The sequence below is a fragment of the Lacihabitans sp. CCS-44 genome (genome assembly GCF_024343735.1).
Lineage (GTDB): Bacteria > Bacteroidota > Bacteroidia > Cytophagales > Spirosomataceae > Leadbetterella.
The window spans coordinates 406,801-429,477 of record NZ_RJUE01000060.1; the positions used below are offsets into that span (position 1 = coordinate 406,801).

Consider the following 22,677-nt stretch of genomic DNA (forward strand, 5'->3'; position numbering starts at 1 on the left):
AATGTTCTCTAAACAAAGGTGTTACATTTAAAACAAAGAAATATCAGATAGATTTTAAGCTATAAAATCATCGAAATATTTAACTAAAATATGAATCCGAACATACCAGAAACCAATCAGAAAAGAGTAGTAATTGTAGGAGCAGGCTTCGGAGGCCTCGTATTTGCTCAAAAAATCGCCAAACAAAATTTCCAAATCGTATTAATCGATAAAAATAATTATCACCAGTTTCAGCCGCTGTTTTATCAAGTCGCGATGGCCGGATTGGAGCCCAGTTCTATTTCGTTTCCACTTCGGAAAATATTTCAACACATGCCGAATGTCCACATCAGAATTACGAAAGTAAATGCTGTGGATGCCACAAAACAGTCGATTTCGACAGATTTGGGTGAAATTTCTTATGATTATCTGGTTTTGGGACTGGGAACAGACACCAATTTTTTTGGAATGCAAAATATGATAGATAAGGCCATTCCGATGAAGTCAGTTTCAGAGGCCATTTATTTAAGAAATAGAGTTTTGCAAAACCTTGAAGATGCTTTAACCACCCAAGATCCGCTAGAAAGAGAGGGCTTGATGAACATGGTGGTAGTTGGCGGTGGACCAACAGGCGTGGAGGTTTCGGGTACATTGGCAGAAATGAAAAAGATAATTTTGCCGAAAGATTATCCAGAATTGGACTTCAATTTAATGAAAATCTATCTTTTTGAATCGTCACCAGAAGTTTTGGAAGTAATGTCTGATCAAGCTTCGGTAAAAGGAAAAGAATATCTTGAAAAGCTTGGAGTAATTATCAGAACTGGCGTGAGAATCGTGGACTTTGATGGGGAATACGCCTACACCAACACAGACGAGAAAATAAGAACCAACAACGTGGTTTGGGCAGCAGGAGTGCGAGCGAATGGAATTGAGGGTTTTTCTTCCGAAATTTTTACTAGAGGAAATAGAATTAAAGTAAACGAATTTAACCAAGTAGAAGGTTTTCAAAATATCTTCGCCTTGGGCGATTTGGCCTTAATGACAGCGGACTCGGAATTCCCGAACGGTCACCCACAAATGGCTCAACCGGCCATTCAACAAGGAAAACTTTTGGCAGCGAATTTTTCCAAAATTATCAATAATCAGAGCCACAAGCCATTCAAATACAAAGACTTAGGTTCGATGGCCACCATTGGCCGACATCTTGCCGTGGTGGATTTGCCATTCTGGAAATTCCAAGGCACATTTGCGTGGTATGTGTGGATGTTTGTACACCTGATGTCTATTTTGGGCGTAAAAAACAAAATCCTGATATTCATAAACTGGCTTTGGAGTTATATCACTTATGATCAGTCTTTGAGATTGATAATTAAGCCTAGGTTTAAGGAGTAGGGCAGTATTTTTTACAGTTTAATTTCCATGAATAGGGTTCTTGCATTTCTAAACGAGTATTTCCCTCTTTGAGCTAACTAAAACAAAATGTTTTTTATATTCATTTATTTCAATTTTGCTGTTTTTTAAGTCAATTGGCGAATGATATGAAGGAAATATCCTTCAAGAGATGGACCTCTTTCACAACTGCAAATGTAAAGGTCTTTGTAAAATACGTGCTTACTTGACAAATTCTCTATAAATCATTGAAATACCCAATAAAATTGCTCCTATTGCTGCCCAATAACCTCTTATATTTGCTACCCAAGATAGACCAGCACTTTCTTTTAATGATGTGGTTTTTTTCATATAAATATAAAAACCAAGACCGAAAATTAGCGATAAAATTCCTAATAAAATAGTTTTCATTTTTTCTTGAATTAATTCAGTGGTTTTTGCAAGATTTTCAACTTTACTAGTGTCATTCCTTTATATATGGTCTAACCAACCCCTTCTGTTTCTGATGTAATCACTTTACCAATTGTACCGTAGAATTTGTTAGTCTCTCAGTTGGTTTTAGCTCTCCCAGTGCATGCTTACACAAATGTGTACTTATGGTTTTTGTGCAAAGTGAAACACAGTGTTTTTTTTAATTTGTTTCAATTATGCGATATTAGTTTGTAAAACCAAAAATCTCTACGACGGCTAAAAATCTGCTATTAACGAGTGGGAAAGAAATATTCTTAATTCATGAAACAAATTTCAGTCGTAAAAATAACCTAATTCTACAATATATTTTCAAAGTAGAAATCTAAATGTCAAACCGAAGTGAACTGCACGGAACGTTTCAACACCTCAACCGCTTCCCTCAACTCTTCAATAGTAGACGAAGCAAAGCCAAGCCGGGTATAGTTTTTAATCTTCCATTCTACATTGTGGTGAACGCCATTGGAGAGGTAAAGTCCATTTTTCAGGGCCACTTCAGTGGTTTTCTGTATGTCTATTTCATCTGCAAACTTTACCCAAACAGACATTCCGCCTTCAGGTATCTGAAAATCAACCAATTCGCCAAAGACCCTTTTAAGCTCTTCGCAGAAAAAATCACGTCTGTTTTTATATTCTTTCAAGCCTTTGCGTAGGTGTTTTTGGATTATTCCTTCGTGCAAAAGTTGGGCTATGGCGTTTTCGAGCATATTGTCGCCTTGGCGGTCAATAATTCTTCTATAATGGGCCAAATGTTCAATCACGTCTTCTGTCGCCACCAAATATCCTACTCGAAAGGCAGGTGATATGCTTTTGGTGAAAGAGCCCGAATACAAAACCATGCCTTGGTTATCTGCACTAGCCAAAGGCATGAGCGGTCGGCTTTGGTAATGAAAATCATAGTCATAATCGTCCTCAAAGATGATGAACTTGTATTTTTGAGCCAGTTGTAACAACTTTATTCTTCTATCTGCCTTCAGCGTGACGGTAGTAGGATAGTTGTGGTGCGAAGTTATATAGATCAATCGGATGATATGGCTTTTACATAATTCCTCTAAAGCATCCACATCTAATCCATTTTCGTCGATTGGCACTTTCAAAAGCTCTGCACCGGCTTGTAGGAAACTTATATTAGCACTTTGCCAACTAGATTCTCCAATGGCCACTTTATCGCCCGCCTTAATAAATGCCAGACTGGTAAGATACAAACCCATTATTGTGCCTCTCACTATGAGCAAATTGTTTTCATTGATATTCAGTCCTCGAGTCTCATTCAAATATTTTGCGAGCTCTTTTCTGAGCCAAAGACTTCCTTTTGTATCACCATAGCCGAGTTTTTGATAAGAATTTCCAAGAATCAAATTACTGCGATAGGCTCTTGCCAAGTCCGCCAAAGGGGCCAATCGTGGGTCTGGAAAACCGTCGTCGAGATGAAGTTTGTCAGTAGCTTTTATCACTTCTCTGATAAGGAAATCTTTCTTTTCAAATGCAAATCCAGCACTTTTTGATTTTTGATTTTTTTGATTTTCTTCTAAAAATTGTGGGATTATTTCAGGTAGATTTTGAGCCACGAAAGTCCCATTTCCTTGTTTGGTTTCGAGCCATCCTTGAGTTATAAGTTCGTCATAAACTTGAGTAATGGTTTTTCGATGAACGCCCAAGGCTTCGCTTAAAGCCCTAGAGCTGAGTAGTTTTTGACCAAAAGACAGTTTTCCATCACGTATCAAAACCATCAATTGCTGAGAAATTTGCTGATAGATCGGGTTTTTTAGTGATTTATCAATCGTTATATTTGACTTGAAAGGAAACATAAATTGGACTACTTGTTTTATAAATATTGGACGATTTGTGTCAGCCAGTAAAAGTATAGCTTTGTGGTGTAATAAAAAATACGATGGAAATAAAATTTGCAGAAACCGAAGAAGATTTAAAGAAATGTTTGGAAGTTATTCAGGCCTTGCGACCGCATTTGACCTTGGATCGATTCCTTTCTTTGGTTCCAGAAATGAAAAAAGAATCCTACCGGCTTGCTTTTATTGAAGAAAATGGAAAAGCCGTTTCTGCTTGCGGGTTCAGATACATGACTACGCTTTTTGAGTGTAGGTATATCTATATTGACGACCTCAGCACTTTGCCCGAAGCGAGAGGAAAAGGTTACGCTGGAGCACTTTTTGATTTTGTTGTAGAAATGGCGAAAGAGGAAGGGTTGCCAGCCGTTCATTTAGATTCGGGCCATCAACGATTTGATGCCCACAGACTTTACCTCAACAAAGGAATGAAGATTGTTTACCATCATTTTAGACTTGAAATTTGATTTAGAATTTTTTAAAAACGAAGAAAATTATGATACAACAAACCCCACGTACTACCACGAGTAGAATGCCCAAACGTACACAATACGATGAAGAACTAGTCTATTCTATTTTGGACGAAGCCTTATTTTGCACCATTAGCTATGCCATTGATAATCAACCTTTTTCTATCCCAACAGCATTCGTTAGGAAAGAAAATAGGTTATATATCCACGGTTCTGTGGGCAGCCATTTTTTACGAGGAATAGAATCTGGAATACCTGTTTGTATTTCGGTGATGCTCACCGATTCTTTGGTGGTGGCGAAGTCTGCATTTCATCATTCAGTCAATTATCGGTCTGTTATTATTTTCTCGAATGCAGTAAAACACGAAGAGTTTGACGAAAAAGCTTCTTTTTTTCAAGAATTGACAGAGAAAATAGTACCGAACAGTTGGGATTATCTTCGTCCTATGAAAGCCAGTGAGGTCAATAAAACCACACTTTTGTCTTTCGAAATACTAGAAGCATCGGCCCGTATGCGTACAGGGATGCCCAATGACGATGAAGCCGACAAAGAACTTCCCATTTGGTCAGGAATTATCCCGATTCCAAGCAAAAGACTAACACCAGTTGCTGATGAAAACAGTGTCGGTATTCAGTTGCCAGAGCATTTGGAGAATATGCAATAGTTTAAATCATATTTTTAATAACAGAATCAATTATGGATAACATAAAAATTAAAACAGGAAAGGAAAACATGGATATAAAAGAAATACATCGTTTTCTAAGCAATGAGTCATATTGGGCAAAAGGGATATCATTTGATTTAGTGAACAACTCTCTTGAAAATTCATTCTGTATAGGGGCATTTGTGAATGATAAGCAAGTTGGATTTGGACGAATTATTACAGATTATCACACATTTGGGTGGTTTGCAGACTTCTTTGTTTTGTCGGAGTTTCGAGGCCAGGGGGTTTCAAAAAAAATGATTTCACACATTTCAAATCAGGAATGGATAAAAAACCTAAGGAGGATAATGTTAAATACAAGTGACGCACATGGGTTGTACCAACAATTTGGTTTTAAAGAATTGACAAATCCAACATTTATACTCGAGATTTACAGGCCAGATGTCCATTTGCGTCCGTAATGGTGACTAGGGTTGCCCAACAGCCGCAATTTGATTTGTGATTTTCTCTAAAAAAGATTTTGAAAAAGGTCTTTACGGATTAATACCTAAGGGATGTTTAAATTAGTGGACGCTAAAAGTAGGTTATTTACAAACCGTAAGGAACAAATATTATCTTTGTAAAAAAAAATCAAAATCAATAAATGGACGCAAAGAAAATAACGCTCAGTGACTTTCACGAATCGATTGGTGGCAAAATGGTGCCTTTTGCAGGCTTTTATATGCCTGTAAGATATTCATCTGACAATGAAGAACATCGTTGTGTGCGTGAGGGCGTGGGCGTATTTGACGTGTCGCACATGGGTGAGTTTCATTTGAAAGGCGAAAAAGCTTTGGATTTGATTCAATATGTAACCTCAAACGATGCCTCAGTTTTGTTTGATGGTAAAATTCAATACGCATACTTACCCAACAAAGAGGGCGGGGTAGTAGATGACCTTTTGGTTTATAAAATACAAGACAACGAATATATGTTGGTCGTCAATGCGGGAAACATAGAAAAAGATTGGAACTGGATTTCGAGCCACAATACTTTTGGCGTTGAAATGAAAGACCTTTCTGATGCAACGAGTTTGTTTGCAGTTCAGGGTCCGAAAGCTACTGAAACGCTCCAAAAGCTGACCAGTATCGATTTGTCTACAATGGACTATTACACCTTTGTTAAAGGCGAATTTGCGGGTCATCAAGGCATTACAATTTCGGCCACAGGTTACACAGGAGCAGGCGGATTTGAGATTTATCTGCCAAATGAAATAGCAGAGGAGGTTTGGAAAAAAATATTTGAAGCAGGAGCAGAATTTGATATTAAACCAATTGGTTTGGGAGCAAGAGATACGTTGAGACTTGAAATGGGCTATTGTCTTTATGGCAATGACATCACAGATACTACTTCGCCGCTTGAAGCAGGCTTGGGCTGGGTGACCAAATTCACCAAAAGTTTTATCAATAGTGAAAACCTGTTGGCTCAAAAGCAAGTTGGTTTAAAGCAAAAATTGGTTGGCCTTGAAATGATTGACCGTGGAATACCTCGCAGTCACTACGAAATCTGTGATGCAGACGGAAATACGATTGGCGAAATTTCTTCAGGGACACAATCACCAACTTTGAATAAGGGTATTGCGATGGGTTTTGTAAAAACCGATTTTAGTAAAGTAGGAACTGAAATTTTTGTAAAAATCAGAGAAAAATTGGTAAAAGCACAAGTGGTGAAATTACCTTTTGTAAAGCCTGGGGTGTAATATAGTCGCCAAAGTCTGTGTCTTCACGGACTTTGAATAGCCAACTTGGAAAGTTTTCCAAAACATCAACCTTAAAACTAAATGAAACTAAACAATAAAGTAGCCGTCATCACAGGCGGAGCAAGAGGAATCGGAAAAGCATCAGCAGAACTTTTTGCCAAAGAAGGGGCAACAGTCATCATCTGGGATTTACTTGATGCTGGCCAAGAAACTGCTGACGGAATACTTAAAGCAGGAGGAAACTGTCAGTTCATGAAAGTGGCAGTAACTGATCCTGAGGCGATAGGAAAGGCGGTAGCTGAAATTATCAGTCAACATCAGAAAGTAGACATTTTAATCAACAATGCTGGTATCACTCGTGACAAAAGCATGCTCAAAATGACGCATGACGAATGGCAGTCTGTAATCGACGTGAATTTGACTGGTGTTTTTAACTGCACGAAAGCAGTGGTTCCATACATGGTAGAACAAAAGTATGGTAGAATAATCTGCACTTCGTCAATAGTCGGAATTTCTGGAAACTTCGGACAAACCAACTATGTGGCCACAAAAGCTGCGATAATCGGCATGGTAAAAACTTGGGCCAAGGAATTCGGAAAACACAATATCACAGCAAATGCTGTAGCTCCAGGTTTTATAAAAACCGACATGACAGATCTTATGCCTCAGGAAGTTATAGATAAAATGGTGTCCGAAATACCTTCAAAAGGTATGGGATTACCAATAGACATCGCCAATGCATACCTGTTTTTGGCATCAGAGGAGGCTTCATTTATCAATGGCCATACGCTTTCGGTGAATGGTGGGATGGTGTAAGTTTGACAGAAAATATAAATTTGTTGATAAAAAAAGGTAGAAAGAAAAAGAAATTCTATCCGTGTCAAATCAGTTAAATCCGTGTTCTTTCACTTCTCAAAAACTATTTTCTCAAATTCAAGAAAATCATTTTCCAATTTCTTCAAAATAGAAGTTTTCAAACTTTCCTCTTCAATAAAAGAAAAGCGAATACTGTTGAAAACCAGCTGCTTAATTTCTGAATAAGAAAACTCTGGATATCTTTTAGCCAGCAAAACGTATTGTTCCGTAAGATTGGTTCTTAAAACCCCAGCATCGTCCGTAGAAATTACGATAGGAACACCGTGTTGATGATAAAGCGAAATGGGATGCTCGTCGTTTTTAACATTCAGAATAAATTCATTACTCGTCAGGTTAATTTCTACTGCAATTTGCTCGTCTTTCATTTTTTTCAAAAGCGAAAAAGCATCTTTTTCAAATGGCATGTCTATTCCATGTCCAACTCGCTTCGCATTGGCTACAGAAATGGCTTCATTGATGTGCCAAGACAGATCTTCAGGCTTCACCAATCCAAGTGACAGTTCGCCTGCATGAAGTGCGTTTTTGGTGTTCGGAAACTTCTTGTTTAGGTATTTGTACATTTGCATGTGAAGCCAATAATCATTCATGGCCACATCACGATCTTCTTGCCCCACAATGTTCACACCATTAATTAGCTGGCTGCCTTGGTCGCTTAGATAGCAAACAAGCAAATCTCCAAAGACTTCTGCTGGCTGTTTAAGTCGCAGTATTGCATTTTGATAGCGAAGGGTGAAGTTTTGATCATCAATCTTGTTAGAATTATGAATTTTTGCCAAACCTTCATTATAAATTTTTGCTTGATTCTCTGCCCCGTTTTTCATGAAATAGGCATGCATTTCATCCAATATTTTTTCCAAATCCTCCTCACTTTGCTTGGCTTGAGCAACTCTAAGGGGTGTGTTAAAAGCATCGACTTCGTTGCCATTTTTTCCTTTGAAAAACAGCAGAAACATAGTTTCGATATAACTCACATTTTCCTTTAAGGCTCTATTTTTTAGTTCCCCAAGTCCAGAAACTATCTCTCGGTCTTTAGCTGGACTGAAGCCATCGAAAGTGCTAAAAAAGTGGTCGTCGGAGGGGCCTTTTGAAGCATGAAAGTCTTTACTCGACCATTTTTCCAGAAGCTTTTGTTTATAAACGCCAAACTCATTTTTCTGAATTAAATCTGAAATTTTTCGCCAGCTTTTATCTTTTTGAACATTGCCAGAAAACTCTTTTTGAACAACTAAAGTACTGATATTGAGCCAAAAATCATTCTTTACGGCATAATCAATAAATGTTTCGGTATAAATAGAGCCATCGTAGTGGTGATGCAAATCTCCGCCTTTGGGCATAGCCGAAAAGAATGCCCTTAGTTTGGCAGTATTATCACGGATTTGGTCAAATTGAACATCGAGAGATTGACTTTTGGCAGAAAAAAAACTGAAAACGAAAAGGATGAATAATTTCTTCACTTGGCTGATTGTTGAGTTTAAACTTGAGTTTAAATTCTCTGCAAGTTACGGATTTTTTTGTTTTTTGTAATAAGAAGGATTTCTTAGAAAAGAATTACTTAGACAATTTCACTTAAAAATACCCTTGGGATCTCCCTTTTTTTTCAAAAGTTCTGTCAATATTTCAAAATTCACCTCTTTGGTATTTAGATCATACCCTTGATGGAAACTTCCCCAAGCTTCATCTAGCTTGTTTTCTATGATATTTACCAAAGTAAGCTGCATATAAGCAGGGGTATATTTGGGTTGAATTTCCAACGATTTCGAGAGTAGGTTGCGTGCGTTTGCCGTTTCTATCATTGAGTTTGGGTTGTTAAGTGCTGTTTTTATATAAACAGTGGCCAAGTCAACCATCAGTACATAATTCGATTCTTTTGAAATTTCTAAGCCCTTGTTCATGAGCTTTATGGCATTCGGAAAATTAGCAGTTTGAAACTCTATCACTCCCAAGCCCCAATAAGCATCAACGTTTTCAGGACTCAGCAACCAAGACAAATTGAACCGATGAATGGCGGTGTTTTTGTCGCCATCAGCAAGATAATCCCAGCCCATTTTAGAAAAAAACTCGCTTCCTTCCGTCCTAGATTTAAACTGTTTGTCGCAATCTGAAAGAAACATGTGGTCGTCGATTTCTTGAGATTCTGTCTTGGTGAAACCACCGAATAGCGGAACAAAATTGATGTCAACACCCGCTGGAGCAGTTTTGTTTACTATCACAACCTCAGCTGTAGTTTCAAGAGTGGTCGGTACTTCTTGTTTAGTTTTTGTCAGAGCAGAGTTAGAAGGCGTTTTTTTTTCAATAGGTAAACCAGTATTTTTTACCAAGGAATTGTTTCCTACGGTCTGCGACTTGAGTACCATTTGCTGAGCAAATACTCCAATACTCAAGCCAGAACAAACACCGATCAATATTATCTTTTTCACCAAGGCCTTATTTTTTCTTAAAAGCATAAACTAAACGCTAATTTTCAAAAATTATTTAATTTTTAATAATATTCTTTGAAATTTTCGTGCCAAATTTTTTCAACTCAGAAAACACTTAAAACTAGCAACTTAAAAACTATGAAAACAAAAAAAGCCACCCAATAAATTGAGTGGCTAAAGGTATTGATTTTAAAGCTTAATATATCTCTTTTCTCTGTCCTTTTATTCTTTCGTCTGTCAGGAATTCATCGAAAGTCATCATTTTGTCCAAACAGCCCTTCGGCCCGATTTCTATGATTCTGTTGGCCACGGAGTTGGTCAGTTGGTGGTCATGGCAAGCAAACAATATATTGCTGTCAAAGTCTTCCATACCTTTGTTTAGTGCTTGAATCGACTCCAAATCCAAGTGGTTGGTTGGTTCGTCAAATATCAAGACATTGGAGTTAGAAAGCATCATTTTGGAAAACATACAACGTTGTTTTTCTCCTCCTGAAAGTACCGAACTCTTTTTCAGTGCTTCTTCGCCCGAAAAGAGCATTCTTCCCAAAAATCCTCGAATAAATGATTCGTCTTTTTCTGTAGAATATTGTCTTAGCCAGTCTACTAAAATCATGCTGCTGTCTGAAAAATAATCAGAGTTATCATTTGGTAGATAGTCATTAGTGATGGTTACACCCCATTTAAATCCACCCTCTGTAGCTTGTTTTTTACCACTCAAAACGTCAAAAAATGCCGATACGGCCTGTCCATCTTTGCTCAAAAACGCAATCTTGTCGTTTTTTCCTACCCAAAAACTCACGTCTTTGAAAAGATAAACGCCTTCTTCATTTTTGTAACTCATACTGTCCACTTGTAATACTTGGTCGCCCACTTCTCTTTCGGGCTTAAATCCAATAAACGGATAACGTCTTGACGAAGGTTGAATGGCCGTAATATCTAGCTTCTCAATCATTTTCTGACGTGCAGTGGCTTGTTTAGACTTGGCTACGTTGGCAGAAAAACGACGGATAAAGTCCTCCAACTCCTTCTTCTTCTCTTCAGCTTTCTTGTTTTGGTCAGCCTTTTGGCGAGCGGCTAATTGGCTAGATTCATACCAGAACGAGTAATTTCCACCATAGATCGATATTTTTTTAAAGTCTAAGTCAGCCACATAAGTACAAACGTTATCTAAAAAGTGTCTATCGTGCGACACTACTATTACAGTGTTTTTGAAGTTCATCAAGAAATTTTCCAACCACAATATGGACTCAATGTCTAAGTTGTTGGTAGGCTCATCTAAAAGTAAAACGTCCGGATTTCCAAAAAGTGCTTGAGCCAACAAAACCTTAACTTTTTCGGTTGGGTTGATGTCTTTCATCAACAAATAATGGAGGTCTTCGGTTACCCCCAAACCTGAAAGCAAAGAACCAGCATCAGATTCAGCCTCCCAACCGTTCATTTCGGCAAATTCACCTTCTAATTCTGCCGCTTTGTTACCGTCTTCCTCACTAAAATCAGGCTTTAAATATATTGCATCTTTCTCAAGCATTACCTCATATAGCCTTTCGTTTCCTCGTAAAACTGTGTCAAGTACAGTGAACTCGTCAAAGGCGTTCTGATTTTGATTTAAAACCGACATTCTTTCGCCCGGATCCAACCCAACTCTACCCGAGGTAGGGTCTAACTCACCCGAAAGGATTTTTACGAAAGTGGTTTTCCCAGCACCGTTTGCTCCTATAAGACCATATACGTTACCGGGTACAAATTTTAAATTTACATCTTCAAACAAAACTCGCTTTCCAAATTGCAGCGAAAGATTAGAAACAGTCAGCATATTTTTTGTATTAATTGGGCGTTTGAAATCAACAAGACCCCAAACCGAGCCGCAAATTTACGAAAATTATAGGTACTCTGAAAAATATATATATTCTTCGTGAAAAAGGGCAATTCTATCTTCTTAAACTGCCTTTTGAGAGACCATTTGGGTTATTGTCCCATTAAAAATTTTTAATTCTTTGAGAAAAAGTGCTTTTTTGTAATTCGAAACCTCTTTATCAATGAAAAAATCCCATTCTTTTTTTGGAACAATTTCTATACTTCTGGGAATTTGGACACTTTTCACGTCTGCCAACCATCCCCTTAAACGACTAGCAGAAGATTTAAAAATAGAAAAACCGGTTGATTTTAAGCAAAAACAAATTTTATGGGCAGATAGTGTTTTGGCGACAATGTCGTTAGAGCAAAAGATTGGTCAGCTATTTATGATTTCAGCCTTTACCAACAGAAATGAAAATGACTACAGGCGAGTAGAAGAACAAATTAGGAAATACCATTTGGGAGGAGTTATTTTTTTTCAAGGAAATCCATTAAAACAAGCTGAATTAACCAATAGATATCAAAATGCCGCCACCACGCCACTGCTTATTGGTATTGATGGAGAGTGGGGCTTAGGCATGAGATTGGATGATGCTTTCTCTTTTCCAAAAGCAATTACATTGGGTGCTACTGGTGATGTAGACTTAATAGAAAAAATGTCTTTTGAGATAGGGAAACAATGTAAAAGATTGGGTATTCATATCAATTTTGCTCCAGATGTGGATATTAATTCTAACCCCAAAAACCCAGTTATCAACTTTCGTTCATTTGGAGAGTCGGTGGCTAACGTAACAAATCTTTCTTTGGCATATGCCAGAGGACTCAGAAAGGCCAACGTTATGGGCAGTGCGAAACATTTTCCAGGTCATGGAGACACGGGCGAAGATTCTCATTATGCTTTACCTGTTCTTAATCATACCTTTAAGCACATAAACGAAGTAGAAACGATGCCATTCAGAGCGTTGATTGAAGATAGCATAGCCAGCGTAATGATTGGACACTTGCATGTTCCCCAGCTCGATGACTCTCCGAATACGCCCGCGAGTGTTTCAGGAAAAATCATTAACGAATACCTAAAAAAAGGAATGAATTTTAATGGTTTGGTGGTAACTGATGCCCTTAACATGAGGGGGTTATTAAAATACTTTCCAACAGGGTTGGCGGAGGTTAAGGCTTTTCAAGCAGGGAATGATCTACTTTTGCAAACTGGAAATATAGATATTGCCTATGAGACTTTACACAAGAAATTTCTTGATAGCACCTTGTTAGTAGCTGACCTTGATCATAAAGTAAGAAAAATTTTGATGTCTAAATACTGGGTGGGACTTAATAAATATAAGCCAGTGGACCTTAAAAACCTCCTTGCAGACCTAAACAATCAAAAGTCAAAAGATATCACCCAAAAGATATTTGACCAAGCAAGCACAATAGTTAAGGACGAAGACGGGTTGCTTCCATTGGCGAATTCTCAAAATGTCGCTTATGCCTCTTTATCAATTGCAGGAAAAGAAGACAATGTTTTTCAAAAAACAATGTCAAACTATTCCAATATAGCCAATTATAATATTCCTTTTAAGCCTTCAAAGTCAAGCGACTGGACTTGGGTTGTTGAACAAGTAGCACAAAAGGATTTAGTTATTGTTGGCGTACATGGAATGCACAATCTAGATAGTAGAAACTTTGGCGTTGTTCCAGAAACTATTAAAATCATCAGAGAACTTCAAAAACAGACGAAAGTAATTGTTTGTGTATTTGGGAATCCTTATAGTTTGAAATTATTCGATGAGTTTGAAACGGTAATTTGTGGTTTTGAAGACGAACCAGAAGCCCACATTGCAGTGGCTAATATTATTTTTGGCATTGATGGGGCTAGAGGAAAAATACCAGTGAATACTCTTGCATTAGACGGCAAGGTTAATTTTGGTATCAATAGTGAGTCACTGGGGAGAATAGGCTGGGGTATTGCCTCAGAGGTGGGTATGGATGTAAGCAAGTTGAATCAAATTCGTTTGATAGCAAACAATAGTATTTCCAATCAAGAATTTCCGGGTTGTCAAATCTTGGTGGCAAGAAAAGGGAAAGTGGTTTATTATGAGTCATTCGGAAATCTTAAATATGGTGGTGATGAACCCGTTGATGGCCAGACATTGTTTGACTTGGCCTCTCTCACCAAAGTTACGGCCACATTACAAGCAATAATGATGCTTTATGATCAGAAAAAAATAGATATAAATCTAAAAGCGTCTCACTATTTGCCTGAATTGTCAAAGACAAACAAGAAAGATATTACAATAAGGGACATTCTGCTTCATCAGGCGGGTCTAAAGGCATTTATTCCATTTTATGACAACACAAAAGACAATGTTAACAACCTTAACCCGAAGTATTTTAAAAAGGAAAACGGAGATAAATCCCTTCTAAAAGTATCTGATAGTCTTTTTGTAAAACCTGCGATAAAAGATTCAGTTTTTCAGTGGATTGCCAACAGTGCTTTAGTACCTTCGGGAGGCTCTAAAAAATACCTTTATTCAGATTTAGGCTTAATTATTTTGCAACATATCGTAGAAAAAATTTCAGGACAAAGTTTGGATGTTTATGTTGATTCCAAAATCTACTTACCATTGGGGATGTACAATACAGGCTTCAATATTTTAGACAAAAAAAATACAACAAATATTGCTCCAACAGAAACAACGACTGACTTCAGAAATTCACAGATAAAAGGAACCGTTCATGACCCCAATGCTGCACTTTTGGGTGGTGTTGCCGGCCATGCAGGCCTATTTAGTAATGTTTGGGACTTGGCGAAGCTTTTTCAAATGAATCTCAACAAAGGAGAATATGAAGATACCCGCTATTTTTCTGAGAATACAATTGACTATTTTACTTCAAAACAATCTGCAGTGAGTCATAGAGGGCTCGGCTGGAATAAACCGATAAAAGATGACCCAAGCGTGTCTCAGTATGCCTCAGAGTCTACTTATGGCCACACGGGCTTCACCGGAACAGCAGCCTGGGTTGACCCAGAGAAAGAGCTTATATTTATCTTTTTGTCGAATAGGGTGTTTCCCTCTTCAGAAAACAATAAGATTATTAAAAACAAAACAAGAAAAAGGATTCATGACATCGTTTATGAATCAATAATTGAATAAAAGACCTGAAAGAGTATAAATGAAAAATGAAGCGTCGCACAGCAACGCTTCATTGTTTGTAACCCAAAAAGTAAAAATTAACGTCTAAGTGCTTTTATCAAGACACTCTCAGTTTAGTCTTCATCTTTATCGTAGAACTCACGTTTTTACCAGAAGCGGTTAAAAAACGCCTGTAGTGCCTTCTAAAGTCGGCAGCTTTTCTACGAGAGATATTAATAATTTCATTGTCCATAAATAACTCGCCACCGCGACAGTTGAACAATAGGTCTTTAACAAAGTCAAAATTAACGATATAAGATCTGTGAGGGCGAACAAAGTTTGACACACCTTTCAACTCCTCTTCAAACAGACCGAGAGTCTTAGAACTTATCACTTCTTTGCCACTTTTAAGTTTAAAAATGGTATAGTTCTTTGCACTTTTAAGATAAACTATATCGTTCAGGTCAATAAGCTTTCTTTTGCCGGCAACACGCATTTGCATTTCTGTCTCGGTAGACAGAACCCCTATAGATGGTAATCTCATCGGATTACTTGTCATCAAAGGTTTTGAATAAAGTAGTTTCATGTTTTTTTCTTGTTTTGCAGGAAAGCTTTAATTATCATTAGTGATGCAATATTGGTGTTGCTTTTCTACTAATCATAATGTAATTCGATAAATGGCAGAGAATTTCGGATAAGTGACGGGGATTGTTTTAAAAAAACCATTAAACGGTACCGTTTTCGGTTTTGGCATCTTTCAATAATTATTAAAAGGCTAAATGGAGAAAATGAGCGACATAAATTGTCGTCTAATTATGATTTTGGAAGGAGAACAACGGGAGAATATTACACTTGATACATGCTTTTCAGAGCCGCCCATAGCAATCTTTTTTCGTCTTTTTGATTTGATTGAATGGCGGGTAAATCGTCTACCAAAAGATACCTAACATTCTGATGCTGTTGACTTTGATAAGGGAAAAGCAACAGGTCGTTTCCTAACTTACTCATTCCAATGCCGAAGCTTATAATTTCTTTGGCGGAGGCATAATTTGAAAGTCGTGTATCTGGATTCTTGGATAATTCTACTATTTCAGCATTTTCAATATGCTGTTTTACAGAAATCAATATTTTGGATAAAAGCTCTCTTTCTGATTCTGAAAGTGAATTTGTAACAATAATCAAACTTTTATTTGAATGCACCACTTTGGGTGAAACTTCAACATTGCTAGGGGTAACGTCTTTTGGGATAGTAGTAACTACAACAGGTTTAGGCGTCTCTATCACAGGTTTAACCGCAGATTCGACAGATACACTTTCGTGTAAAGTCGAATCTGCTGTTTTTATGCCGAAGATAGTTTCTCCAGCAAATAAATAACCTGCTAAGTGTTTGTTCATAAGCCAGATGCTCTCGTAAGCGTGGCTGTGCGATCTGGGCCAGTAGAAACATAAGTTACAGGCACACCAACTTCTTTTTCTATATAGGCCGTGTAAGCTTTTAACTCTTCTGGCATTTTGTCAAAATCTGTAATATTTTCCAGTGAGCAGTTCCAGCCTTTGAATGTTTTGTAAATTGGTTTTACTTCAACATCACAAATATCATAAGGAAGCTCTTCTGTAGTGCTGCCGTCGGGCAATTCGTAGTGTGTACAAATACTGATTTCATCAAAAATATTGAGTACGTCTACTTTCATCATCACCAACTGAGTAACGCCATTAAGCATAATAGAATATTTCAAAGCAGGTAGATCCATCCATCCGCATCTGCGTGGACGGCCAGTTGTGCTTCCGAATTCTCTTCCTTCTTTACGCATTTTCTCACCAGTTTCTTCCAACAATTCCGTTGGGAATGGGCCAGAACCTACTCTAGTGCAGTATGCTTTGAAGATGCCATACACTTCGTTTATTTTCGAAGGGGCTACACCCAAACCTGAGCAAACGCCGGCTGCAGTGGTGCTTGAGCTTGTTACAAACGGATAAGAACCAAAATCGATATCAAGTAATGAACCTTGAGCCCCTTCGGCCAATACTTTTGTGCCTTTTTCAGCTAATTGGCTATTTATCAAATACTCTCCATCTACCAAGTTGAAGGTTTTGATGAATTCTAAAGCAGCAAAAAACTCTTTTTCGGTGTCTTCCAAAGTATATTCAAACTTGTAAAAGTCTAAAATTTGCTTGTGGCTATTTACGAGTTTTTGATATTTTTCTTTAAAATTTACAGAAAGAATATCTCCAAGTCTCAACCCTTGACGCGATACTTTGTCGGAGTAAGTTGGTCCGATTCCTTTCAATGTTGAGCCAATTTTCGCACTTCCTTTGGCTTGCTCATAGGCGGCATCAAGGAGTCTATGCGTAGGTATGATGATGGCTGTTTTCTTAGAAATGAACAGGTTTTTCTTAAAATCAATGTTATAAGAAGCCAAGCCATCAATTTCCTTCTTGAAAATGATTGGGTCCAATACCACCCCATTTCCAATAATATTTATACAGTCATCACGGAATATTCCTGATGGAATTTGGTGTAAAACATGTTTTTTACCATCAAACTCAAGCGTATGCCCAGCATTTGGTCCGCCTTGAAAACGTGCAACTACTTTATAATCAGGAGCCAAAACGTCCACAATCTTCCCTTTGCCCTCGTCGCCCCATTGAAGTCCCAATAAAATGTCAACCATTAATTTACGTTATATTTTAGTATTAATTCTTTACTCGATTTTCGCATTCAGCGTTTTTGCAGTTTCCATAAAAGATCAAAGAATGATGCATCACTTCGAAATTTAGGAAATCACCCACCATATTTTGGATATTTTGAACTCTTGGGTCACAAAACTCCTTCACTTTGTTGCAGTCCATACATATTAGGTGATCGTGCTGCTTAAACCCATAAGATTTTTCGTATTGGGCAAGGTTTTTACCAAATTGGTGCTTGGTTACTAGGTCGCATTCTACCAACAAGTCAAGGGTATTGTACACCGTGGCTCTGCTTACTTGGTACTTTTTGTTTTTCATCGAAATATACAAGTCCTCTACATCAAAGTGGTCGCCTCTGTTGTATATTTCTTCAAGAATAGCATACCTTTCGGGGGTTTTTCTCAACTGTTTGTTTTCAAGGTAAGCCGTAAAAATCTGCTTAGCCGCTTGAAAATTTTTGTTATTTTCTAATACCATAGCGTTTGTGAGCCCAATTGCGTCTTAGGTAATTTTTAAAATGCAAAATTAAGGGTTTTAATGGTAGAAAAAATAAAATTGTTAAAAGTTAGCATAAAGGCCAAAATTTCGGCTGGGCGTATATCCAATTTTGAGGTCTAATTCTTTTGACTTCGCTTTGCTTTTTAACTTTTCATTGTAAAGGTCCACAGATTTTGCTTTAAACTCATTGGCATATTCTATCATACAAATCCCTACTGCAAATATGGCAATTCCGCCTAACAATTGTTCTATAGGTCGTACGTAGTAGGTGTAAAGTTTTCCATCTACTTCGGTCTGCATTTTTGTGCCTTTTATGGCATCATAACCGAGATAAATTCCCCCCAAAACAAGTGGAGGCCCAGCTGGAAGAAAGTATTTAGATTTTTTGTAAAGTTGAATTGATTTTTTTGCATCCTCATTAGTATAAAGACTCAATATTTCTTTCTGTTTAATTGCGGTTCCCAAGTGAAGGATTTTTGTGTCTAAAACACCTCTTTTGTAAGTCATTGCTGCCACAAAGCTCGAGTCTTGTGCTTTAGCAAACATGCTAATTGTTACCAGAAACAATATGATTTGTGCTTTTATTATTTTTGTTTTATTCATGCTCTATTTATTCTGTTTGTCCTCTTGATACATTGCTTACACCATCTATTTCCTCCAATTTTGACATCAGAATATCCAAATGTTTGGTATCAAATACATACACTTTTATTTTCCCCTCAAATATTCCGTCGAAAGTTTCTACCGACAATCCACGCATGTTTATGTGTAATTCTCCAGAAATTACCTTCGAAATATCTTGAATCATACCCACTCTGTCGATTCCACTGAGGTCTATTGACACCAAATAGGATTTCTCAATTTGACTCGCCCAACGTGCTTTTATCACCCTGTTTCCATAGTTTGAGAGTAATTGTTGGGCATTTGGACAGAGATTTCTATGGATTTTTATGCCTTCATTAATGGTTAAAAATCCAAAAACGTCATCACCAGGAATAGGATTGCAACATCTTGATAGCGTGAAATCGATGTGCTGCATGTCATCGCCAATAAGCAGGGTGTCGTTGCCTTTGGTTTGTTTTATTTCTTTTTCAAAGCTCTTTGCATCCTTGAAGGCCTTTTCGTCGATGACAATTTTTTTCTGACGATTTACAAGAGCTTCTCTTTCGTGTTTGAACTTCTTGATTTCATCCGGTAGAATGTATCCTTTTCCGAAGAAATAAAACAATTCGTTGTAGTCTTTCTTGTTAAAAAACGCCCGCAGCTGGTTAAACGTCTCTAGGTTATTTTCTAAGCCAAGATTTTTCAGCTTCTTTATTATTAGCTCTTTACCCTCTGTTACATATCCTTTGTTGGACTCTTTGAGGGTATCTTTTATTCTTGCCTTGGCTTTTGAAGTTACCACAAACCTTAGCCAATCCTCTGAAGGTTTCTGATTTTTGGTGGTTAGAATCTCCACTTGGTCACCATTTTGCAAGACATGACTTATAGGCACCAAGTGGCTGTTTACCTTTCCTGCGGTGCATTTCCGACCGATTTCGGTATGGACATCAAACGCAAAGTCTAAGACGGTTGCTCCTTTTCTTAATACTTTCAGGTCGCCTTTTGGCGTAAAAACAAATATTTCTTCGTTGAAAAGATTACCTCTAAAGTCTTCTAAAAATTCAATGGCTGAGCTGTCTTTTGAGGCAAGTGTATCTCGCACCTGGTTCAGCCAATTGTCAAGTGGTTTGTCAAGTGACGTGTCTGCACCTTTATATTTCCAGTGGGCGGCATAGCCTTTTTCGGCTATTTCATCCATCCGTTCGGTACGGATTTGCACCTCTACCCAAACGCCGGCATTGCTCATTACGGTGGTATGTAAGGATTCATACCCATTTGCTCGGGGGGTAGATATCCAATCTTTTAGTCGGTCGGGGTTAGGCCTATACTCGTCTGTTACAATAGAATACGCTTGCCAACAAGCCGCCTTTTCTTTTTCTTTTTCTTGTGGAGGTATTCCCCTGAGGATTATTCGTATCGCAAAAAGGTCATAAATGTTCTCAAAAGTAACATTTTGAGCATTAAGCTTTTTCCAGATAGAATAAATGTGTTTTGGCCGGCCTTTGATATAAAAATCGAGGTGGGCTTCTTTTAGCCGCTTCGAAATAGGCCTCATAAAACTATCAATTAACTTCTTTCTTGCGGTTTGGGAGGTATTAAGCCTAGAAGAAATGTCTTTGTAAACTTCTGGTTCGGTATACTTTAGGTACAAATCTTCGAGTTCGGACTTGATTTGGTACAAGCCTAGTCTATGAGCCAGAGGAGCGTAAATGTAAATGGTTTCATGGGCAATTTTTAGCTGAGAATTGCGAGCCATACTACCCAAGGTACGCATATTGTGGAGCCTGTCTGCCAATTTTATCAAAATTACCCGCACATCTTGCGAAAGCGTCAAGAGCATTTTTCTGAAATTCTCAGCTTGGGCAGATTGCGTTTGCTCGAAGTTCTCGGCTATTTTGGTTAAGCCATCTATTATTTGTGCTACTTTAGGGCCAAAGTCCTTTTCTATTTCGGCCAAAGTTATTGCTGTGTCTTCAACCACATCATGCAACAGGGCACATATAATAGAAGTGGGTCCAAGGCCAATTTCTTCCACACAGATATAGGCTACCTCCAGCGGGTGATAGATATACGGCTCCCCTGATTTGCGACGCATTTCTTTATGAGCCTCCATAGAAATATCCAAAGCCTTTCTTATCAATTTGGTATCACCATCTTTGATATGCTCCTTTGCTCCACGCAAAATCTTCTTATACCACTTGGTTATTTCCTTTTTTTCGGATTCGGTATAATATTCGTGCGGTAGCTCTACGGCCAATATATTCTCGTTACTCAATCCCATCAATTTTTCTCCTCCCCAGAAATAGACTTAATTTCTGCTAATGTATACAAAAACTAATATTTTCTAAAGCAAAAATTGCATTACCTTTAGTTTGGCGGGAATATCTTCAAAAAAATTGAAAAACATTTGTGTATTATTTGAAAAATAAAAAAATAAGTCTAACTTTGCACCCCGAATAAGCGAAAGACGTATTCATTTGCGGGCGTGGCGGAACTGGTAGACGTGCTAGACTTAGGATCTAGTGCCGCAAGGCGTGGGGGTTCGATTCCCTCCGCCCGTACTTCAAACCCTTCAATCCTCAAGTATGATTGAAGGGTTTTTAAATTTTATAGAGTTCGAACAAAAATTCAAGTAAATGCAAACAAAATTTGACAAAGTTTCTTCTACATTGGCTAATCTGACAGTAGAAGTTGGCGAGGAAGATTACAAGGGATTAGTAGATAAAAAACTTAAAGAATACGCTAAAACGGCTCAAGTAAAAGGATTCAGACCAGGTCATGTGCCACTTCAATATATTAAAAGTATTTATGGCAAAGGTGTTTTGGTTGACGAGGTCATAAAAATTGCAAGTGATGAAGTAAATAAAACTATCACTGACAATAAGTTGAATGTTGTAGGCGAACCTACTCCGAAAGAAGATGCATACAAAATAGATTGGTCTGCTCAGAAAGAATTCGTTTTTGAATACGAAATTGGTTTCGCTTCTGATTTTACAGTAGATTTAGAAAAACTTCCAGTTCTTACACAATATGAGATTCAGCCTTCTGATAAGCAGGTAAACGATACCGTAGAAGATCTTAAAAATAGATTTGGAGTAGAAACAGAGCCAGAAGAAGCTGAAGTTGGTGACATTATTTTTGGAAAACTAAGCCAAGAGTCAAGTGAGTTTATGTTTCAGTCGGGCATTCCGACTGACAAAGTAAAGGAAGAGTCTCAAAAACTATTTGTAGGCTTAGAAAAAGGCAGCTCTCTAAAGCTTGATATACAATCTATCTTTAATTCAGACAAAGAGTTGGGTTTTGCCACTGGCAAATCTGATGAGGATGCGGCGGCATTGCAAGGCGAGTTTGAGTTTGTAGTGGAAAAAATCACAAGAATCAAACCGTCGGAACTCACACAAGAGCTTTTTGACAAGGTTTTAGGGCCAGGAAAAGCATCCAGTGAAGAAGAGTTTTTGAGCCAACTAACAGAAATCATCAAAGGAAACTACAACAGAGAATCAGACTTTTTGTTAGATTTTGATGTGGATAAGATGTTGATTGACAGCACGTCGATTGAACTTCCAACAGAGTTTTTGAAAAAATGGTTGGTAGAAATAAACCAAGGAAAAGCTACTGTTGAAGACGTAGAGAAAGAGTACGACGCTATAGCGAGAGGTCTTAAATTAGATTTGATTAGAACTGAAATAGCCAAACAAAACGACTTGAAAATACAGTATGATGACGTTTTGGAAGAAGTGAAAAACGAAATCAGAGGATATTTTGGACAACAGGGTGGTTTTGAAGGCATGGAAGAATTCATTGATAGCATGGCCAAGAAACAATTGGGTGAGAAAAACAATGAAGCCACCAAAAAGCACTACGAGAAGGCTTTTGGTAGAAAAGTTTTGAATTTTGTAAAAGATAAAGTGAAGAAAGAAACCAAGTCAGTCTTGGTAGAAGAATTCAACGAGATAGCTTCTGAGAAATACAAAGTATAATTCGTTCGAAAATATAGATTTGAAAATCGGGTACTGGGTTCGCTCAAACCCGATTTTTACGTTTTGGGAGTTTTGAA

At 37.7% G+C, this 22,677-nt stretch carries 19 protein-coding genes and 1 tRNA gene; 9 read left to right on the forward strand and 11 right to left on the reverse strand.

The genetic code is table 11. The features are described 5' to 3' along the window. Nucleotides 1-90 precede the first annotated feature (90 nt). Entirely contained in the window at nt 91-1,371 is a 1,281-nt protein-coding gene (locus EGI26_RS15995) for an NAD(P)/FAD-dependent oxidoreductase (protein WP_255079996.1), read from the forward strand. A 219-nt stretch (nt 1,372-1,590) separates the two neighbouring features. Here EGI26_RS15995 and EGI26_RS16000 read toward each other — a convergent pair whose 3' ends face one another. Together EGI26_RS16000 and EGI26_RS16005 are read right to left on the reverse strand one after the other, a co-directional pair. Next, a complete protein-coding gene (locus EGI26_RS16000; protein WP_255079997.1) occupies nt 1,591-1,779 on the reverse strand; it encodes a hypothetical protein in 189 nt (62 codons plus the stop codon). A 389-nt stretch (nt 1,780-2,168) separates the two neighbouring features. Beyond that, nucleotides 2,169-3,644 (reverse strand): PLP-dependent aminotransferase family protein, encoded by a 1,476-nt coding sequence (locus EGI26_RS16005; RefSeq protein WP_255079999.1) that lies wholly within the window; start codon nt 3,642-3,644, stop codon nt 2,169-2,171. An 83-nt stretch (nt 3,645-3,727) separates the two neighbouring features. Here EGI26_RS16005 and EGI26_RS16010 point away from each other — a divergent pair, with 83 nt between their 5' ends. The 5 genes from EGI26_RS16010 (at nt 3,728) to fabG (ending at nt 7,369) form a co-directional block, all read left to right on the forward strand. Further along, nucleotides 3,728-4,147 (forward strand): GNAT family N-acetyltransferase, encoded by a 420-nt coding sequence (locus EGI26_RS16010; RefSeq protein WP_255080000.1) that lies wholly within the window; start codon nt 3,728-3,730, stop codon nt 4,145-4,147. 29 nt (nt 4,148-4,176) lie between these two features. After that, nucleotides 4,177-4,815 carry a pyridoxamine 5'-phosphate oxidase family protein gene (locus EGI26_RS16015; RefSeq protein ID WP_255080002.1) on the forward strand — a complete coding sequence of 213 codons (639 nt, stop codon included), beginning with the start codon at nt 4,177-4,179 and terminating at the stop codon, nt 4,813-4,815. A gap of 32 nt (nt 4,816-4,847) precedes the next feature. Beyond that, a complete protein-coding gene (locus tag EGI26_RS16020) occupies nt 4,848-5,276 on the forward strand; it encodes a GNAT family N-acetyltransferase (RefSeq protein WP_255080004.1) in 429 nt (142 codons plus the stop codon). 182 nt (nt 5,277-5,458) lie between these two features. Next, nucleotides 5,459-6,553: a glycine cleavage system aminomethyltransferase GcvT gene (gene gcvT / locus EGI26_RS16025; protein WP_255080006.1), complete on the forward strand. Its 1,095-nt coding sequence runs from the start codon at nt 5,459-5,461 to the stop codon at nt 6,551-6,553. An 81-nt stretch (nt 6,554-6,634) separates the two neighbouring features. Continuing rightward, nucleotides 6,635-7,369, forward strand: a complete 735-nt coding sequence (gene fabG, locus EGI26_RS16030; RefSeq protein WP_255080009.1) for a 3-oxoacyl-[acyl-carrier-protein] reductase — start codon at nt 6,635-6,637, stop codon at nt 7,367-7,369. A gap of 89 nt (nt 7,370-7,458) precedes the next feature. Here fabG and EGI26_RS21240 read toward each other — a convergent pair whose 3' ends face one another. The 3 genes from EGI26_RS21240 to EGI26_RS16045 all read right to left on the reverse strand — a co-directional run bounded on the left by EGI26_RS21240 (nt 7,459) and on the right by EGI26_RS16045 (nt 11,659). Beyond that, nucleotides 7,459-8,883: an adenosine deaminase gene (locus EGI26_RS21240; protein ID WP_255080012.1), complete on the reverse strand. Its 1,425-nt coding sequence runs from the start codon at nt 8,881-8,883 to the stop codon at nt 7,459-7,461. A gap of 108 nt (nt 8,884-8,991) precedes the next feature. Beyond that, nucleotides 8,992-9,846 (reverse strand): lipopolysaccharide assembly protein LapB, encoded by an 855-nt coding sequence (locus tag EGI26_RS16040; RefSeq protein WP_255080014.1) that lies wholly within the window; start codon nt 9,844-9,846, stop codon nt 8,992-8,994. A gap of 196 nt (nt 9,847-10,042) precedes the next feature. Then, nucleotides 10,043-11,659: an ABC-F family ATP-binding cassette domain-containing protein gene (locus EGI26_RS16045; protein WP_255080017.1), complete on the reverse strand. Its 1,617-nt coding sequence runs from the start codon at nt 11,657-11,659 to the stop codon at nt 10,043-10,045. Between the two features lie 223 nt (nt 11,660-11,882). On the opposite strand from EGI26_RS16045, the gene EGI26_RS16050 reads away from it, so the two are divergent. Continuing rightward, entirely contained in the window at nt 11,883-14,852 is a 2,970-nt protein-coding gene (locus EGI26_RS16050) for a glycoside hydrolase family 3 N-terminal domain-containing protein (RefSeq protein WP_255080018.1), read from the forward strand. Nucleotides 14,853-14,949: 97 nt separating this feature from the next. Here EGI26_RS16050 and EGI26_RS16055 read toward each other — a convergent pair whose 3' ends face one another. The 6 genes from EGI26_RS16055 to EGI26_RS16080 all read right to left on the reverse strand — a co-directional run bounded on the left by EGI26_RS16055 (nt 14,950) and on the right by EGI26_RS16080 (nt 20,901). After that, nucleotides 14,950-15,390, reverse strand: a complete 441-nt coding sequence (locus EGI26_RS16055; protein ID WP_255080019.1) for a LytTR family DNA-binding domain-containing protein — start codon at nt 15,388-15,390, stop codon at nt 14,950-14,952. Nucleotides 15,391-15,677: 287 nt separating this feature from the next. Continuing rightward, the gene (locus EGI26_RS16060) at nt 15,678-16,226 is read right to left on the reverse strand and encodes a hypothetical protein (RefSeq protein ID WP_255080020.1); all 549 of its coding nucleotides are present in this window, start codon (nt 16,224-16,226) and stop codon (nt 15,678-15,680) included. Further along, nucleotides 16,223-17,503 carry an adenylosuccinate synthase gene (locus EGI26_RS16065; protein ID WP_255080023.1) on the reverse strand — a complete coding sequence of 427 codons (1,281 nt, stop codon included), beginning with the start codon at nt 17,501-17,503 and terminating at the stop codon, nt 16,223-16,225. The genes EGI26_RS16060 and EGI26_RS16065 overlap by 4 nt, the downstream gene beginning before the upstream one ends. 22 nt (nt 17,504-17,525) lie before the next feature. Further along, nucleotides 17,526-17,996, reverse strand: a complete 471-nt coding sequence (locus EGI26_RS16070; RefSeq protein WP_255080024.1) for a Fur family transcriptional regulator — start codon at nt 17,994-17,996, stop codon at nt 17,526-17,528. 81 nt (nt 17,997-18,077) lie between these two features. Next, complete coding sequence (locus tag EGI26_RS16075) at nt 18,078-18,620, reverse strand: hypothetical protein (RefSeq protein WP_255080026.1); 543 nt, start codon at nt 18,618-18,620, stop codon at nt 18,078-18,080. Nucleotides 18,621-18,627: 7 nt separating this feature from the next. After that, a complete protein-coding gene (locus EGI26_RS16080; protein ID WP_255080027.1) occupies nt 18,628-20,901 on the reverse strand; it encodes a bifunctional (p)ppGpp synthetase/guanosine-3',5'-bis(diphosphate) 3'-pyrophosphohydrolase in 2,274 nt (757 codons plus the stop codon). Nucleotides 20,902-21,099: 198 nt separating this feature from the next. Between EGI26_RS16080 and EGI26_RS16085 the strand changes: the two genes are divergently transcribed. After that, nucleotides 21,100-21,181 (forward strand) — tRNA-Leu (locus EGI26_RS16085). A gap of 75 nt (nt 21,182-21,256) precedes the next feature. Continuing rightward, nucleotides 21,257-22,600, forward strand: coding sequence for a trigger factor (locus tag EGI26_RS16090; RefSeq protein ID WP_255080029.1), 1,344 nt, complete (start codon nt 21,257-21,259; stop codon nt 22,598-22,600). Nucleotides 22,601-22,677 lie beyond the last annotated feature (77 nt).